This is a genomic window from Nocardioides sp. OK12 (assembly GCF_024341885.1).
Classification (GTDB): domain Bacteria; phylum Actinomycetota; class Actinomycetes; order Propionibacteriales; family Nocardioidaceae; genus Nocardioides; species Nocardioides marinisabuli.
Genome location: NZ_BNET01000006.1, coordinates 75,130 through 91,095 on the forward strand (window position 1 = coordinate 75,130; position 15,966 = coordinate 91,095).

The window sequence follows — 15,966 nt, forward strand, 5'->3', positions numbered from 1 at the left end:
CCAGCATAGGGGAGCAGCCCGGGACGACCTACTCGTCGCGCCGTGTTCCGCGCCACTACCGCTGCGCGGCGGCGCGGACGCGGCGACCGGGCCGCCGGCTACTTGGTGAAGCCGTCCTTGATGTCCTTGCCGGCGTCCTTGAGCTTCTCGACGCCGTCCTTGACCGAGGCCGAGGCCTGGTCGCCCTTGCCCTCGCCCTCGAGCTCGTGGTCGTTGGTCGCCTTGCCGACGCCCTCCTTGCCCTGACCCTTGAGGTCCTCGGCCTTGTTCGACGCCTTGTCAGCGATACCCATGGTGTTACCTCCTGGTAGCAGTGGACGTGCCACCAATGAACCAGGCGCCGGGGGCCGCCTGCTCACCCCCGCGGTTGCGGCGGTGCCTCACCGGAACTGCAGCACCCCGTCGTCGATCCTGTCGTGGCGGATGGTGCGCAGGTCGGTGAGGTAGTTCTGCTTGAGCATCCACGGCGCGCGGTCGCCCTGGCGGGGCAGCTGGTCGAGGGCGCGCACGACGTACCCCGACTGGAAGTCCATGAAGGGCCGCTCGGCGACGGTGGGGTCGCGGTCGACGACGAACATGGAGTGCCCGTGCTCGCGCATCTCCTCGAGCACCCGCACCGCGAAGTCGGCGACCAGGTCGGCCTTGAGGGTCCAGGAGGCGTTGGTGTAGCCGATCGTGTAGACGAAGTTCGGGATGCCCGAGAGCATCAGCGACTTGTAGGCCATGGTCTCGTGCATCTTGACCTCGGCGCCGTCGACGGTGAAGCGGATGCCGCCGAAGGCCTTGAGCTTGAGCCCCGTCGCGGTGACCACCACGTCGGCCTCGAGCTCGGCGCCCGAGGAGAGGCGGATGCCGGTCTCGGTGAAGGTCTCGATGGTGTCGGTGACCACCGAGGCCTGGCCCTTGCGGATCGACCGGAACAGGTCGCCGTCGGGCACGAAGCACAACCGCTGGTCCCACGGGTTGTACGCCGGGCGGAAGTGCGTGTCGACGTCGAAGCCGTCGGGCAGCTGCTTGACCGTCTGGTCGCGGATCAGCTTCTTGCCCCACTCGGGCTTGCGCTGGAAGAGCTGGTAGGACACGACGGCCTCGAGGATGTTCTTCCACCGCACGACGGGCTGCTTGACCGAGGCCGGCAGCCGCGACAGCTTCTGGGCCACCGGGTCGGTGCCCGGGCGGGTCAGCACGTACGACGGCGAGCGCTGCAGCATCGTGACGTGCTCGGCGGTGCCGGCCATCGCGGGCACCAGGGTGATGGCGGTGGCGCCGGAGCCGATGACCACGACCTTCTTGCCCGAGTAGTCCATGTCCTCGGGCCAGAACTGCGGGTGCACGACCTCGCCGCCGAAGGCCTCGACGCCGGGGAACTCGGGCGCGTGGCCCTCGTCGTAGTCGTAGTAGCCCGAGGCGCCCCACAGCAGCGAGCAGGTGATCTGCTGCTCGCGCCCGTCGTGCTCGTAGGTGACCGTCCAGCGGCGCTCGTCGCTGCTCCACGAGGCCGCGCTGACCCAGTGGTCGTAGCGGATGCGCGGCTCGACGTCGTACTCCTGCGCCACGGTGCGCAGGTAGTCGAGGATCAGCCCGCCGTCGGCCAGCGCGGTGTCGCTGGGCCAGGGGCGCCAGTGGTAGCCGAAGGTGAACATGTCGGAGTCGGAGCGGATGCCGGGGTAGCGGAACAGGTCCCAGGTGCCGCCGCTGGCGCTGCGGCCCTCGAGCACCGCGACGCTGGTGCCGGGGACGCGGGAGAGGACCTGCGCGGCCGCACCGATGCCGGACAGGCCGGCCCCGACGACGAGGACGTCGACGTGCTCGACCTGGGTCTCGGGGGCAGGGGTGGGCTCGGGAGTGCTCATGGAGGAGCACGGTAGTCGAGATCGAGCCTTATTGACAGATGTTCAGCAAGAGGACGTGCGCGCGGTCAGCGGGCGTACAGCTCGACGAAGCGGGCCAGCAGGCGCGGCGGCTCGCTGACCTTCGCCGCCCGGGCCGCGGCCAGCGCGTCGTCGAGCCCGCCGGGCGCGGTGTAGCCGTGGTCGCGGTAGATCGTCAGGCGGTGCACCAGGCCCTCGACGTCGAGCTCGGGGTGGAACTGGGTGGCGTAGACGTGCCGCCCGATCCGGAAGGCCTGCACCGGGCAGGTCGCCGACCCGGCCAGCCGCACCGCCCCCTCGGGCAGCCGGGTGACGGCCTCCTTGTGCCCCACGAACGCGTCGAAGCGCTGCGGCAGCACCCCGAGCAGCGGGTCGGCCACCCCCGCCTCGCTCAGGTGCACGTCGACCGCGCCCACCGCCTCGCCGTACGTGCGGTCGACCAGCCCGCCGCGCAGCGAGCCGAGGGTGCCGATGCCGTAGCAGGCCCCCAGGAACGGCGAGTCGGCGCCGATCACGCGCAGCGCGAGCGAGCGCAGCTCGGCCTCGACCCGGTGCTGGGTCGCGCTCTTGGCCTCGGCCGGGTCGGAGAGGTTGAACGGGCTGCCGCCCAGGACGATGCCCGACCAGTCGGCCGGGTCGACGGGGCCGCCCAGCGCCTCGTCGAGCGGGGCCCGCTCGAGCCGCACCCGGCGCAGGTCGCGCTCGTCGAGACCGGCGCAGCGCAGCAGGGCGTCGTACTCGCCGTCGGCGGCGTCGTCCTCCGCGCGCGTGCCGAGGAAGAGGAAGGGCCGCACGCCCCGCAGACTAGTCGGCCTGCACCGCCACCCCGCGCTCGAGCAGCCCCTCGACGTCGGCGACGCCCCAGGCGGCCAGTGCCTCGCGGGTGTGCGCGCCGGCCCGCGGCGCCGGGGGCAGGTCGAGGGTCGCGGGGGTGCGCGAGAAGCGGGGCGCCGGCTGCGGCTGGACGATGCCGTCCTTGGTCACGAACGTCTCGCGGGCGCTGAGGTGGGGGTGGTCGACGGCGCGGCTGAGCGGCACGATGCCGGCCACGCAGGCGTCGGTGCCCTCGAAGAGCTCGACCCACTCGGCATGGGTGCGCTGGGCGAAGGTCTCGGCGAGCAGGGCCCGCATCTCGGGGTAGCGCTCCATCTCGAGCTGGCCCGGGCACCGGTCCTCCACGCCCAGCAGGCGCACCAGCTCGGCGAAGAACTGCGGCTCCAGCGCCCCGACGCTCATGTGCTCGCCGTCGGAGGTCTCGTAGACGTCGTAGAACGGGGCGCCGCCGTCGAGCAGGTTGGCGGCGCGCTCCTCCGTGAACGTGCCGGAGGCCAGGAAGGCCGCGCCCATCGCGTTGAGGTGGGCGGTGCCGTCGACGATGGCGGCGTCCACGACCTGGCCGCGGCCCGAGACCCTGGCCTCGAGCAGCGCGGCGAGGATGCCGATGACCAGGTACGTCGACCCGCCGCCGAAGTCGCCGACGAGGTTGCCGGGGAAGTGCGGGCGGGCCTTGTCCTGGCCCAGCCCGTGGAGCGCGCCGGTGATGGCGATGTAGTTCATGTCGTGGCCGGCCGCGGTGGCCAGCGGTCCGCTCTGGCCCCAGCCGGTCATCCGGCCGTACACCAGCGCGGGGTTGCGCTCGTGGCACTGCTCCGGGCCGAGGCCGAGCCGCTCGAGCACGCCGGGTCGCATCCCCTCGACGAGCACGTCGGCGCCCTCGACGAGGTCGAGCACCGTGGCCACGGCCTCGGGCTGCTTGAGGTCGAGCGCGACGCTGGGCCGACCGCGGTTGAGCAGGTCGTGGCTGCCGCCGGTGAGCATCTGCCCGCCGGGGCGCTCGACCCGGATCACGTCGGCGCCGAGGTCGGCCAGGATCATGCAGGCGTGCGGACCCGGCCCGATCCCCGCGATCTCGACGACCTTGATGCCCGCCAGCGGACCTGTTCCCTTGCCCAGCTCGATGCTCATGGCAGGCATCCTGACAGCATCGCTGTCACGGTGCCAGGGGGAGTTTCATCGGGTACCCGATGAACCTGGTGCCGGGACGATGAACCTTCATGGTCCCGGCGAGAGCTCCATCGGGTGCCCGATGAAACTCCCGCGGGCCGGCTCAGCGCCGGCGGGCCCAGGCCAGGTAGCCGGGGACGTCGTCGGTCATCACGCCGTCGACGCCGTAGCGGCGCAGCCGCGCCCAGTCGCGGCGCGACTCGGTGTGGCGACCGAGCACCAGCAGCCCGGCCTCGCGCAGCGCCTGCACCCGGTGGCGGGTCAGCTGACGGGTCCACACGTTGACGCCGTCGACCCACTCGGTCGGGTCGCGGCGCGCCTGCAGCACCTGCGTCTTCCAGGACGTGACCACCCACTGGGTCTCGACCTCCGGCACCGTCTGCTCGGCCAGCTCGAGGGTCGGGGCGTGGAAGCACAGCAGCAGGGTGCGCTCGAGCATCCCGGCCCGGGCGACGGCGTCGCGGACCCGGGTCAGGGACTCGGCGCTCCACTCCGCGTCGGGGTACCGCTTGATCTCCAGGACCAGCTTGATGTCGGTGCCCGCGAGGTAGCGCAGGGCCGCGGCCAGCGACGGCAGCCGCTCCCCGCCCCGCCCGCCCCGGCAGTGCGAGCGCAGCCACGCCAGCGGTCGGGCGACGACCGGCCCGCGGCAGGTGGTGGTGCGGTCGAGGGTGGCGTCGTGCATGAGGAGGAAGCGCTCGTCGGCGGTCAGCGAGACGTCGAGCTCCACCGCGTCGGCGCCGGTGCGCACCGCCCGACGCAGCGCCGGGACGGTGTTCTCGGTGACCGAGCTGGTCGGCGCGCCCCGGTGCGCGACCGCCGCGTAGTCGCCCGGCTCGGCCGCGACCGCCCCGCCCGGGACGCCCGGGACACCCGCCAGGACCGCTCCCGCGCCCAGCGCCACGAGGGCGCGCACCATCCGTCGCCCCATGTCCCCCGCACGCCCTTCGTCACGGCGCCCGAGAGGGCGCCGTCCGATCCCACCAGCCCCGAGGGCGCGGCGTCAGCCGATCGCCGTACCCGGACCCTTTGTCCCAGGATCGAGGACTCGGCGCAGGAAAGCGCGCGTGCGTTCCTCGCGGGGCGCCGCGAAGACCTGCTGCGGGGGGCCCAGCTCGAGGATGCGCCCGCCGTCGAGGAAGGCGACCTTGGTGGCGACGTCGCGCGCGAAGGCCATCTCGTGGGTGGCCAGCACCATGGTGGTGCCGGCGGCCGCGAGGTCGCGCACGATGCCCAGCACGTCGCCGACCAGCTCGGGGTCGAGCGCGGCGGTGACCTCGTCGAGCAGCAGCAGCGTCGGCTGCGTGCACAGGGCGCGTACGACGGCGGCGCGCTGCTGCTGACCGCCGGAGAGCCGGTCGGGGTGCTTGTCGGCGTGCTCGGCCAGGCCGAAGCGGTCGAGCAGCTCGCGGGCCCGCTCGCGGGCGGCTCGACGGCCCAGGCCGTGGGCGTGGCGCGGGGCGAGCGTGCAGTTCTCGAGGACCGTCAGGTGCGGGAAGAGGTTGTAGGCCTGGAAGACCATTCCCATCCGGCGCCGCACCTGCAGCGGGTCGACCCGCGGGTCGGAGATCTCGCGGCCCTCGAAGGTGATGACCCCGTCGTCGATCTCCTCGAGCAGGTTGAGGCAGCGCAGCAGCGTCGACTTGCCCGAGCCGGACGAGCCAATCAGGCACACCACGTCGCCGGGCTCGACGCGCAGGTCGACGTCGTCGAGGACGACCCGGTCGCCGTACGCCTTGCGCAGGCCGGTGACCTCGATCAGCGGCGCGCTCACAGGACCCCCGCCCGCTCGCGCTCGGCGACCCGGCGCTGCAGCCAGTCGGTGAAGCGGGCCAGCGGCACGGTCAGGGCGATGAAGAGCACCGAGACGACGACCAGCGAGGTGTAGTTGAAGTTGTAGGCGCTGTAGTCGCGTGCGGCGAAGACGCCGTCGAAGGCGCCGACCAGCGAGACCAGGGCAGTGTCCTTCTGCAGCGAGATGAAGTCGTTGAGCAGCGGCGGCACGACGCGACGCACCGCCTGCGGCACCACCACGTGGCGCAGGGTGCGCACCGGGCCCAGCCCCAGCGCCCGGGCGCTGGCGATCTGGGAGGGGTGGATGGACTCGATGCCGGCGCGGAAGACCTCGGCGACGTAGGCGGAGTACGACAGGATCAGCGCGACCGTCGCCCACACCAGCCGGTCGTTGGTGACGCCCTGCAGCTCCAGGGCCGGCACGCCGTAGCCGAGCAGCACCACCAGCAGCAGGGTGGGGATGCCCCGCATCACGTCGGTGAACGCGACCGCCACGATGCGTGCCGGCGCGAGCCACGCCGAGCGGGTGCCGCGCATGATCGCCACCAGCAGCGCCAGCACGAGGATGGCCGGCTCGGCGACCAGGAAGATCCGCACGTTGAGCCAGAAGGCCTCGACCACCAGCGGGAACGAGTCCCGGGCGTCGGACCAGGAGAAGAACGTCTCCTGCACCCGCTCCCAGCCCGGCGAGAGCACCAGGGCGAGGCCGAGGAGCGCGAAGACCAGGACGGTGGACAGGCCGGCGGTGCCCGTGCGACGCACCCGCAGGCGACGGCGCTCGGCGCGCCGGGCGAGCTCGCGCTCGCTGGGGTGCCAGGCCCCGGAGCCGGTCGGCACTACTGCAGCTCGGGCACGCCGACGACGTCGGAGAGCCACTCCTGCTCGATGTCGGCGAGCTCGCCGTCGGCCTCCATGGCCGCGAGCGCGGCGTCGACACAGGTCACCAGCGGGTTGCCCTTCTCGAAGAGCATCCCGAACTCCTCCTGCTCCCCGCTCTCGGGCTGGAACTGGCCCACGATGGTGCTGCCGGGGATCTCGACGGCGGAGATGTAGAAGGCGGTCGGCAGGTCGGCCAGCACCGCGTCGACCTGGTCGTTGGCCAGCGCCTGCTTGGCGGAGTTGGTGTCCTCGAAGACCGCCGGGTCGACCTCGGGCTGGATGACGTCGCGGATCGCGGTGAGCGAGGTGGTGCCGGTCTGGGCGCCCAGGCGCAGGTCGGCGAGGTCCTCGAGGCTGGTGGCCTCGGCGCCGGCGGTGCCCTCGAGCGCCACCACGGCCTGCGCGGCCTGGTAGTAGCCCTGCGAGAAGTCGACGACCTCGGCGCGCTTCGGGGTGATCGAGATCTGGTTGATGTCGAAGTCGAAGTCCTTGGCGCCCGGCGCGTAGGAGGTGTTGAAGGGCACCCGCACCCAGGTGACCTCGTCCTCGGAGAAGCCCAGGCGCTCCGCGACGGCGTACGCCACCGCCGACTCGTAGCCCTCGCCGTTGGTCGGGTCGTTGTCGGCGAACCACGGCTCGTACGCCGGGCTGTCGGTGCCGACGGTGAGGGTGCCGTCCTCGAGCAGCATGTCGTCGGTGACGCAGCCGGCCGGGTCGACGTCGGCGGCGTCCTCGTCGGGCGAGGCCGAGGCGCCCGGGTCGGTCGCGGTGGGCTCCTCGTCGGCGGGCGCGCAGGCGACCGCACCGAGCAGCAGGGGCAGGGAGGCGAGGGCGGGGACGACCGCAGACCGGCGCAGCATGGGGGAATCGTAGGACGAACCGGGGCTTGCAACTCGTTGCATAGGTCGGGCACGATACGTCCATGGCCCTCGAGCACGCCCTGCTGGTCGCCCTGCGCGAGCAGCCGGCCTCCGGTCTCGAGCTCACCCGGCGCTTCGGCCGCTCGATCGGCTACTTCTGGCCGGCCACCCACCAGCAGATCTACCGGGTGCTGGGCCGGATGGAGGGCGACGGCTGGGTGCACGCCACGACCGTCGAGCAGACCGGCCGGCCCGACAAGAAGGTCTACGAGGTCTCCGCCACCGGCGAGCAGGCCCTCGCCGAGTGGCTGGCCACCCCCACCACGCCCCACCCGCTGCGCTCGGAGCTGGCGGTGAAGATGCGTGGGGCCTCCTTCGGCAACCGCGCCGCCGTGCTCGACGTCGTGCGCGCCGACCTCGCCGAGCACCGCGCCCGCCTGGCGCACTACGAGCAGCTGACCGCCCGCGACTACCCCGACCCCACCACCCTGAGCGACCTCGAGCTCGACCAGTACCTCGTCCTGCGCGGCGGGGTCCTGACCGAGCAGACCTGGGTCACCTGGCTCACCGAGTACCTGGAGGCACACGCATGAGCACCCACCCGACCGGCCCCTACCCCCACCTGATGGAGCCGCTGCGGCTCGGGTCGCTGACGCTGCGCAACCGCGTGGTGATGGGCTCGATGCACACCGGGCTCGAGGACACCCCCTGGGACGTGCCCAAGCTGGCGGCGTACGCCGCGGAGCGCGCGCGGGGCGGCGTCGGCCTCATCGTCACCGGCGGCTACGCGCCGACCAAGCGCGGCTGGCTCAAGCCGTTCGCCTCCGAGCTGACCACCCGCCTGCAGGCGATGCGGCACCGCCAGGTCACCGACGCGGTGCACGCCGAGGGCGGCGCGATCGCGCTGCAGGTGCTGCACGCGGGCCGCTACGGCTACCACCCGTTCATCCACTCGGCCTCCGACACCAAGAGCCCGATCACGCCGTTCAAGCCCTCGGCGATGTCGGCGCGCCAGGTCGACCGCACCGCGACCGCGTTCGCGAGGACGGTCGCGCTGGCCGTCAAGGGCGGCTACGACGCGGTCGAGATCATGGGCTCCGAGGGCTACCTGATCAACCAGTTCCTCGCCGAGCGCACCAACCAGCGCGACGACGCCTGGGGCGGCAGCGCCGAGAAGCGGATGCGCTTCCCGCTCGAGGTGGTGCGTCGCACCCGCGACCTGGTGGGCGACGACCTGCCGATCATGTACCGGATCTCGCTGCTCGACCTCGTCGAGGGCGGCCAGAGCTGGGACGAGGTCGTGACCCTGGCGCACCGCCTCACCGAGGCCGGGGTCAGCGTCCTCAACACCGGCATCGGCTGGCACGAGGCGCGGATCCCCACGATCATCACCCAGGTCCCGCCGGCGGCGTGGCGCTCGGTGACCGCGCGGCTCAAGGCCGAGGTGTCGGTGCCGGTCTGCGCCTCCAACCGGATCAACACCCCCGAGCTGGCCGAGTCGATCCTCGCCGAGGGCGGCGCCGACCTGGTCTCGATGGCGCGCCCGCTGCTGGCCGACCCCGACTTCGTCAACAAGGCCGCCGCCGGTCGCGGCGACGAGATCAACACCTGCATCGCCTGCAACCAGGCCTGCCTCGACCACACCTTCTCCAACAAGACCGCCTCCTGCCTGGTCAACCCGCGCGCCTGCCGCGAGACCACGCTGGTGCTGGCCCCCACCCGCGTACGCCGCTCGGTCGCCGTGGTCGGCGCCGGCCCGGCGGGCCTGGCCACCGCGGTCTCCGCGGCCGAGCGCGGCCTGGCGGTGACCCTCTTCGAGGCCCAGCCCGACCTCGGCGGCCAGTTCCGCCTGGCGATGGCGGTGCCCGGCAAGGAGGACTTCGCCGAGACGCTGCGCTACTACACCCGGCGCCTGGAGGTGCTCGGGGTCGACGTCCGGCTCTCGACCCGCGCCACCGCCGCCGACCTGACCGGCTACGACGAGGTCGTGGTCAGCACCGGCGTCGAGCCCCGGCTGCCGGTGATCCCCGGCGGCGACGACCCGCGGGTCGTCTCGTACGCCGACGTGCTCTCGGGCCGGGTGGTGCCCGGCAAGCGGGTCGCGGTGATCGGCGCCGGCGGCATCGGCGTCGACGTCAGCCACTGGCTGGTCCACGACCCCTCCTCCCCCGGCCCCGACGAGCAGGCCGGCGTCGAGGAGTGGATGGCGCACTGGGGCGTCGGCGACCCGAGCCTGCACCGCGGCGGCCTGACCGAGCGCAAGCCGCGCGAGCCGTTCCGCGAGGTGACGCTGCTGCAGCGCAAGACCTCGATGATCGGCAAGGACCTCGGCAAGACCTCGGGCTGGGCGCACCGCGCGGTGCTCAAGCAGTCGGGCGTCATGCAGGTCGCGGGGGCGACGTACGAGCGGATCGAGGGTCGCGACGACGCCGTCCTCCTGCACGTCACCGTCGAGGGCGAGCCGCGCGAGCTGGTCGTGGACCACGTCGTGCTGTGCGCCGGGCAGGAGTCGGTGCGCTCGCTCTTCGACGACCTGACCGCCGCCGAGACCCACCCCGGCCTGCACCTGGTCGGCGGGGCCGACGTGGCCGCCGAGCTCGACGCCAAGCGCGCCATCGAGCAGGGCACCCGCGTGGCCGCCGCCCTCTGAGCGGCCGAAGGCCTGCGGTGGGCCCGTGAGCTCGGGCACCACCGTCGGTCCTGCGACCCCGGCCACGGCCCGGCCGGCCGTGCGCGTGGTGGCGTGGGCGCTGGTGGTGACGTGGCTGGCGGTCAGCGCCGCCGCCGTCCTCACCGGCGCGCGCAGCAGCACCTACGACGACCTGGAGCGTGCCCTGCGCGACGGGACGGTCACCGAGGTCGCCGTCGTGGGCGGGCTGACGGCGGGCGTCCGCGGCCGGGCCACGGTCCGGCTCGAGTGGCGCGAGGGGTGGCTCCTGCGCCGCGCCAGCGTCGAGGAGCGGGCGCCGGCTCGCGATGGGGCCGACGTACGCCGGGCCAGGGGCACCGCCGTGGTCGCGGCTCCCGTCGCCGACCGGCTGCGCGAGCTGCAGCCGGGGGTCGAGGTCGAGCACCGGGACTTCGCCCCCTCGGGGCTCAGCGTGTGGGGGATCCCGGTGCCGGTCTGGCTCTCCTGGACGTTCCTGGTCGCCACGGCCGGCACGCTGGCGGTGCTCGCCGCGACACCCGGCCCCTGGCGGGCGACCCGGTGGGCGTGGTTCTGGCTGCTCTGGACGCTGCCCCCGGTGGGCCTGCTGGCCTTCCTGCTCCTCGGCGGACCGAGCGGCCTGGCCGCCCCCGCGCCCGGGGCGCGCCGCCTGGGCGGCGGCTGGGCGTTCGTGCTGCTGCTCGTCCTGGGCGGCGGCACGGTGCTCGGCGGCACCTTCGTCTGAGGCCTGGCTAGGGTCGGGGCATGCCTGGTGAGGTCAACCGAGACGACAGCTGCCTGTTCTGCGCGATCGTGGCGGGCACCATCCCCTCGACGAGGGTCGACGAGGACGAGCGGACGGTGTCCTTCATGGACATCAACCCCGCCACCGACGGGCACCTGCTCGTCGTGCCGCGCGCGCACGCGGTGGACCTGACCGACATCGCGCCCGAGGACCTCGCGGCCTGCGCGCTGACCGCGCAGCGGCTGGCCCGGCGCCAGCTCGACGTGCTCGGCGCCGACGGGGTCAACCTGCTCAACTGCACCGGCGAGGCCGCCTGGCAGAGCGTCTTCCACTTCCACCTGCACGTCGTGCCCCGCTACGCCGGCGACCCCGAGCGCGACGGGCTGTCGCTGCCCTGGGTGCCCTCCCCCGGCGACCCCGACCGGATCGCCGCCACCGGCCGGCGGCTGCAGGGCGGGGCCGAAGGGTGATCCGCGACCTCACCGACTCCGAGGCCCGCGCCGCGCTGCCGCTGAAGTGGGGCGCGGTGCCCGAGGGCACCATCCCGGCCTGGGTGGCCGAGATGGACTTCGCGCCGGCGCCGGCGATCACCGCGGCGCTGACCGCCGCCGTCGGTCGCGGGATGCTCGGCTACTCCGCCTTCCCCGGCACCGCCCAGCCCGCCGACCTCGACGCCGCCTTCCGCGGCTTCGCCGAGCGGCACTGGGGCTGGGACGTGGCCCCCGACTCCTCCACCCCCGTCGGCGACGTGGTCGCCGGGCTGCGCCTGGCCCTCGACGAGCTGTGCCCGCCGGGCCCGGTCGTCGTGCCGCTGCCCTGCTACCCGCCGTTCCGCGACGTGGTCGCGCTGGCCGGGCGCGAGGCGGCGTACGTCGAGCACGACCCCGACCTCGACCACGACGACCCCGACGCGGGGGCCCTCGACCTGGCCGCCGTGGAGCGGCACCTCGAGGCCGGCGCCCGCACCGTGCTGCTCTGCCACCCGCACAACCCCCTGGGCCGGATCGCGCGCCGGGCCGAGCTCGAGGCGCTGCGCGACCTGGTGGCCGCCCACGGAGCCCGGGTGCTGGTCGACGAGGTGCACGCGCCGCTGGTGCTGCCCGGCCAGGACCGGTTCGTGCCCTACCTGTCGGTCGACCCCGGGGCGGTGCTCGTCACCAGCGCCTCCAAGACCTTCGGCACCCCCGGGCTGCACGCCGCGCAGGTCGTGCTGACCGACCCCGAGGAGACCGCTCGGCTGCGGGCGGTGCCGATCGCGGCCAACCACGGCCACTCCGGCCTCGGCCTGGTCGCCGGCGCCGCCGCCTGGCGCGACAGCGACCTGTGGCTGCACGCGCTGCGCTCCCGGCTGCGGGTCAACGCCGAGGACCTGCGCGACCTGGTCGCCCAGCACCTGCCGAAGGCGCGGCTGCGACCGCTCGAGGCGACGTACCTGGCCTGGCTCGACCTGCGCGCCTACGGCGTCGCCGACCCGGCCGGCGCCGCCCTCGAGCACGGGGTGCGCCTGGCCCCCGGCCACGACTACCACCCCGGCCTCGACGGGCACGCCCGCCTCAACATCGCCACCTCCGAGCAGCGGCTGGTGCAGATCGTGGAGCGGCTCGCCGCCGCCCTGACCTGAGCGCGAGCCGGCCGGTTCGAACGAGCCGGCTCGGCGTACGCCGCTCCGCACCCACCTCGCCGCACGCCGTCGCGCTCAGCGCTCCGATGGACTGTGCGGAAGCGACCGGTCGAGGGTGCACACCTGACTGCTCGGTGGTTCAGAAGTGACCGCTCGGCCGGCGGGGGGGTCAGACCTCGAGGCGGCCCTTGCGGCGCACGAGGGGGCGCTCGGCGCGGGGGAGCCAGGTGCGGGTGACGTGGTCGACGACGTGCACGCCGGGGGGCGACTCGATGCGGTGCAGGCCGGGGACCTCGTGGCCGCGGCCGTCGCGCAGCGCGGAGTAGACCTGCCACTCGCGGCGCTTGCGGGGGGCGCGGGAGGTGTCGAAGTCCATGTCGCTCCAGTGCGCGAACTCGTCGCGGTCGAGCCACTTCAGCTCCACGCACAGGCCCTCGGGGGCCACGAGCCGGGTGGTCGACTCGGGGAACTCGCGCACCTCCCACTCGAAGGCCTTCACGAACGTGAACTCCGGGCCCATCGGGTAGATCCACGGCTCGAGGAACCGGAAGCCCAGGTCGAGCCAGGCGACCTGCTCGCTCTCCACCGACAGCGGGTGGCGCGGCACGGCGACGATGGCGTTGGAGTCCTCGAGCTGCCAGGACAGGTCGCGCAGGATGCTCACGCCCTCGCGGGTCAGCACCATGTCGCCGTCCCACTTCATCGAGTAGGCGGTGCGCACGTGGGAGAACGACCAGTTGTAGAAGTGCGTGAGCGAGTGCACCGAGTCGGGCCGGGTGGCCAGGTGCTCGCTGCCGGCCCGGGAGACGCGGTGGGGGTAGGACGTCACGGTGATCCGGTCACCGGCCCCGCACTCGTCGGCCACGTCCTGCGCCACCTCGGGGGTGCCGTCGTCGGAGAGATTGTCGACGATGACGACGTGCTGGACCGCCTCCAGCATCGGCGGCAGCACCCAGGGCAGGTTGTGCGCCTCGTTCTTGAGCCGGAAGACGCAGGTCAGCCCGGGAGACAGCGCCCCGTCCTTCCAGGGCCAGCGCACGTCGTAGGCCGGGTCGCCCTCGAGGCAGGCGATGTCGGCGCCGCGCACCGGGCTCATCCGCGCTCCCGGCCCGCGACCTTGCGCAGCCCCCGGCGCACCGAGGGCGGCACCATCGCGCGCACCGAGTGCGGCACCTTGTCCACCGCGCTGGGCGCCCCGGGCTGGGCCCGCGCCCCCTCGCGGCGCGCCGCGTCGGCGGTGGAGCGGGTCAGGGCCTCCGCCTCGTCGTACATGTCGGCGTACGCCGCCCGCAGCTCGTCGAGGGTCGCCTGGACCTCGGGGGTGTCACCGCCCTCGTCGGGCAGCTGGTCGAGGGCCTCCCAGGTCGCCTGGGCGATGTCGCGCAGCCGCCGGGGCACCTCGATGTCGTCCCAGGTCAGCGAGACGCGGCGCAGCGAGGGGTCGATGAACTGGTGGACCTTGCGGATGTCGTTGGCCGAGGCCGACTTCACCGCGTCGAGGTCGAAGCGCTGCCCGAGGCCGAAGACCGGGACGGTCCAGTCGTCGAGCAGGTCGTGGTAGCGCACGAAGGCGCGGGCCGAGCCGCGGGTGCTGCGCTCGACGTGCAGCATCATGTTGACCCAGGCGGCGGTGCGGTGGACCTCGCTGGTGCGGGCGTCGTAGACGCGCTGCTTGGAGCCGACGACCTCGGTGACCGGGCGCAGCATCGTGACGTAGCCGGCCTCGGCCTCGGCGCGCATCGCCGCCGAGCGCCACACGCCCAGGAACCAGGCCAGGCGCGGGTCCTTGACCACCAGCTCGGGGCCGCCCGCGACGAGCTGCTCCTCGAGCCAGGTGTGCAGGCGGGTGCGCAGCGGTTCGAAGTTGTTCAGCCGCCCGGTGTCGAACCACGCCGAGGGCCGCGCGTCGGCCATCGAGACGTTGGTGCGCTCGAGGAGCTCGTCGTGGAAGTCCACGACCCACTGCGACTCCGCGAACCCCTTGGGGTTGGTGTCGTCGGCGGCGACCTCCGGCGCCGGCACCGTCATCCCGAGCGTCTGCAGGGCGCCGGCCATGCTGCTGGTGCCGCTGCGACCCGACCCGACGACGAAGACGACGCGGCGCTCCGGCGGGGCGGGGTCGACGAGCTGGGCAGGGGGCTCCGTGGGGGTGGGCGCGTCGACCATGGGCCTCAGACTAACGAGGTCGGCGGGTTCAGCCGACCGACCGGGTCTGCGCGGCGATCACCGCGGCGTACCAGTCGAAGGAGGCCTTGGGGGTGCGCGCCCCGGTCGCGTGGTCGACGTGGACCAGCCCGTAGCGCTGCGTGAGGCCGTGCACCCACTCGAAGCTGTCGAGCAGCGACCACACGTAGTAGCCGCGCACGTCGACGCCGCGCTGGCAGGCCTGCGCGACCGCGCGCAGGTGCGCGTCGAGGTAGGCGATGCGCTCCTGGTCGTCGACGGCGCCGCCCTCGTCGGGCGGCGTCGAGTACGCCGCCCCCGACTCGGTGACCACCAGCGGCGGCAGCGCCGCCCGGTAGCGGGCACGCAGGGTGATCAGCCACTCGCGCAGCGCGTCGGGCACCACCGGCCAGCCGATGTCGGTGACCGGGTAGCCGACCAGCTCGCAGACCTCGAAGGGGATCGGCGACTCCTCGGGCGCCGCGCCGATCTTGATGGGGCTGTAGTAGTTGACGCCGTAGAAGTCGAGGGGCTGGCGGATCGTGGCGAGGTCGCCGGGGCGCACCGCCTCCTCGACCAGCATCGCGAGGTCGACGGGGTAGCGCCCCAGCAGCATCGGCTCGAGGAAGAGCCCGTTCCACAGCGCGTCGAAGAGCTTGGTGGCGCCCACGTCGGCCGGGTCGTCGCTGACCGGCCACATCGGGGCGTGGTTGTTGGCGCACCCGACCGAGGAGGCGCCGGCGGCGCGCAGCTCGACGACCGCGCGGCCGTGGGCCAGCAGCAGGTGGTGGGCCACCGGCAGCGAGTCGAAGCCCATCTCGCGCCCGGGGGCGTGCATGCCGGTGGCGTGGCCCATCACGGTGGCCACGTTGGGCTCGACCACGGGGATCCAGTGCTCGACCCGGTCGGCGATACGCTCGCCGACCACGCCGGCGTACTCGGCGAACGCCTCGACGGTGTCCCGGTTGAGCCAGCCGCCGTCGTCCTCGAGGGCCTGGGGCAGGTCCCAGTGGTAGAGCGCGGCCATCGGCGCGACGCCCCGGACGAGCATCTCGTCGACCAGCCGGTCGTAGAAGTCGAGCCCGGCGGCGTTGACCGCCCCCCGCCCGCTCGGCAGCACCCGCGACCAGGAGATGGAGAAGCGGTGCCCGCCGACCCCGAGCCGGGCCATCAGGTCGACGTCGTCGCGCCAGCGCCGGTAGGAGTCGCAGGCCGGCTCGCCGCTGCTGGCGTCGAGCACCGTGCCCGGGAGGCTGGTGAAGGTGTCCCAGACCGAGGGCCCGCGGCCGTCGACGTCGGTGCTGCCCTCGGTCTGGTACGCCGACGAGGCGGTGCCCAGGCGGAAGCCCGGGGGCAGCACGGGGAAGGAACCTGTCACCGGC

Annotated in this window: 16 protein-coding genes; 5 read left to right on the forward strand and 11 right to left on the reverse strand. The window is 73.7% G+C overall.

The window, feature by feature from the left end; all coding sequences use genetic code 11:
* Nucleotides 1–98: 98 nt before the first annotated feature.
* From OCU29_RS15740 to OCU29_RS15775, 8 genes are all read right to left on the reverse strand, one after another.
* Nucleotides 99–293: a CsbD family protein gene (locus OCU29_RS15740; protein WP_179614739.1), complete on the reverse strand. Its 195-nt coding sequence runs from the start codon at nt 291–293 to the stop codon at nt 99–101.
* Nucleotides 294–380: 87 nt separating this feature from the next.
* Nucleotides 381–1,853, reverse strand: a complete 1,473-nt coding sequence (locus OCU29_RS15745) for an NAD(P)/FAD-dependent oxidoreductase (RefSeq protein ID WP_261820657.1) — start codon at nt 1,851–1,853, stop codon at nt 381–383.
* 65 nt (nt 1,854–1,918) lie between these two features.
* Nucleotides 1,919–2,665 carry a glutamine amidotransferase gene (locus tag OCU29_RS15750; protein ID WP_261820658.1) on the reverse strand — a complete coding sequence of 249 codons (747 nt, stop codon included), beginning with the start codon at nt 2,663–2,665 and terminating at the stop codon, nt 1,919–1,921.
* Nucleotides 2,666–2,675: 10 nt separating this feature from the next.
* A complete protein-coding gene (locus tag OCU29_RS15755) occupies nt 2,676–3,836 on the reverse strand; it encodes a CaiB/BaiF CoA-transferase family protein (RefSeq protein WP_261820659.1) in 1,161 nt (386 codons plus the stop codon).
* Nucleotides 3,837–3,978: 142 nt separating this feature from the next.
* Nucleotides 3,979–4,794 (reverse strand): glycerophosphodiester phosphodiesterase family protein, encoded by an 816-nt coding sequence (locus OCU29_RS15760; RefSeq protein WP_261820660.1) that lies wholly within the window; start codon nt 4,792–4,794, stop codon nt 3,979–3,981.
* A gap of 84 nt (nt 4,795–4,878) precedes the next feature.
* Nucleotides 4,879–5,649: an amino acid ABC transporter ATP-binding protein gene (locus OCU29_RS15765; protein WP_306799031.1), complete on the reverse strand. Its 771-nt coding sequence runs from the start codon at nt 5,647–5,649 to the stop codon at nt 4,879–4,881.
* Complete coding sequence (locus OCU29_RS15770; protein WP_261820661.1) at nt 5,646–6,506, reverse strand: amino acid ABC transporter permease; 861 nt, start codon at nt 6,504–6,506, stop codon at nt 5,646–5,648. Before OCU29_RS15770 ends, OCU29_RS15765 begins: the two co-directional genes overlap by 4 nt.
* Nucleotides 6,506–7,408 carry an ABC transporter substrate-binding protein gene (locus OCU29_RS15775; protein ID WP_179614745.1) on the reverse strand — a complete coding sequence of 301 codons (903 nt, stop codon included), beginning with the start codon at nt 7,406–7,408 and terminating at the stop codon, nt 6,506–6,508. The genes OCU29_RS15770 and OCU29_RS15775 overlap by 1 nt, the downstream gene beginning before the upstream one ends.
* Before the next feature lie 62 nt (nt 7,409–7,470).
* On the opposite strand from OCU29_RS15775, the gene OCU29_RS15780 reads away from it, so the two are divergent.
* From OCU29_RS15780 to OCU29_RS15800, 5 genes are read left to right on the forward strand one after another with little or no spacing between them, the layout of a single operon-like run.
* Nucleotides 7,471–8,001, forward strand: coding sequence for a PadR family transcriptional regulator (locus tag OCU29_RS15780; RefSeq protein ID WP_261820662.1), 531 nt, complete (start codon nt 7,471–7,473; stop codon nt 7,999–8,001).
* Nucleotides 7,998–10,058 (forward strand): NADPH-dependent 2,4-dienoyl-CoA reductase, encoded by a 2,061-nt coding sequence (locus OCU29_RS15785; protein ID WP_261820663.1) that lies wholly within the window; start codon nt 7,998–8,000, stop codon nt 10,056–10,058. The genes OCU29_RS15780 and OCU29_RS15785 overlap by 4 nt, the downstream gene beginning before the upstream one ends.
* A gap of 25 nt (nt 10,059–10,083) precedes the next feature.
* Nucleotides 10,084–10,800, forward strand: a complete 717-nt coding sequence (locus OCU29_RS15790) for a hypothetical protein (RefSeq protein WP_261820664.1) — start codon at nt 10,084–10,086, stop codon at nt 10,798–10,800.
* A gap of 20 nt (nt 10,801–10,820) precedes the next feature.
* A complete protein-coding gene (locus tag OCU29_RS15795; protein WP_261820665.1) occupies nt 10,821–11,270 on the forward strand; it encodes an HIT family protein in 450 nt (149 codons plus the stop codon).
* Nucleotides 11,267–12,421 (forward strand): MalY/PatB family protein, encoded by a 1,155-nt coding sequence (locus tag OCU29_RS15800; protein WP_261820666.1) that lies wholly within the window; start codon nt 11,267–11,269, stop codon nt 12,419–12,421. The genes OCU29_RS15795 and OCU29_RS15800 overlap by 4 nt, the downstream gene beginning before the upstream one ends.
* Before the next feature lie 169 nt (nt 12,422–12,590).
* On the opposite strand, the gene OCU29_RS15805 is transcribed toward OCU29_RS15800, so the two are convergent.
* The 3 genes from OCU29_RS15805 to OCU29_RS15815 are packed head-to-tail and all read right to left on the reverse strand — an operon-like array spanning nt 12,591 to nt 15,962.
* Complete coding sequence (locus OCU29_RS15805) at nt 12,591–13,517, reverse strand: hypothetical protein (protein ID WP_261820667.1); 927 nt, start codon at nt 13,515–13,517, stop codon at nt 12,591–12,593.
* Complete coding sequence (locus tag OCU29_RS15810; RefSeq protein ID WP_261820668.1) at nt 13,514–14,587, reverse strand: sulfotransferase family protein; 1,074 nt, start codon at nt 14,585–14,587, stop codon at nt 13,514–13,516. The genes OCU29_RS15805 and OCU29_RS15810 overlap by 4 nt, the downstream gene beginning before the upstream one ends.
* A 28-nt stretch (nt 14,588–14,615) precedes the next feature.
* Nucleotides 14,616–15,962: a GH1 family beta-glucosidase gene (locus OCU29_RS15815; protein ID WP_261820669.1), complete on the reverse strand. Its 1,347-nt coding sequence runs from the start codon at nt 15,960–15,962 to the stop codon at nt 14,616–14,618.
* Nucleotides 15,963–15,966 lie beyond the last annotated feature (4 nt).